General features: G+C 64.8%; 1 protein-coding gene. It reads right to left on the bottom strand.

Going from position 1 to position 315, the window contains the following annotated elements; translation table 11 throughout:
• On the bottom strand, nucleotides 1-315 hold a 315-nt coding region (locus tag J0A65_RS26860), incomplete at both ends, for an OprD family outer membrane porin (RefSeq protein WP_206597215.1).

Here is a 315-nt window from a genome sequence, read left to right as displayed (position 1 = left end):
CTCTGCGGCAGCAAACGCGAATCGCCGTAGTGCACGACAGGCGTGGTCGGAAACACATCACCGGCCTTGACCACGGTGTCGGCAAAGCGGGCTTTGACCGCCGCGCCCACTTTGGAATACGCATCCTCGGCCCGGTCATCGCTGTCGACCGGCAGCATGTCGACGCTACCACCCGGACCATAACGGCCGTCGCCGGTATCCAGTTTCAGGCCCAGCCCCGCGTGGAGGTCGACACCGAAGCCGACGGTACCCTGGGTGAAGCCAGACTCGAAGTTGGCGAGAATGCCGTGCGTCCAGGCCTCGGTGTAGCTGCTG

This window comes from Bowmanella yangjiangensis, from assembly GCF_017255015.1.
GTDB lineage: Bacteria > Pseudomonadota > Gammaproteobacteria > Enterobacterales > Alteromonadaceae > Bowmanella > Bowmanella yangjiangensis.
The sequence above is the reverse complement of the archived record's forward strand: the minus strand, read 5'-3'. Positions and strand labels throughout refer to the sequence as shown.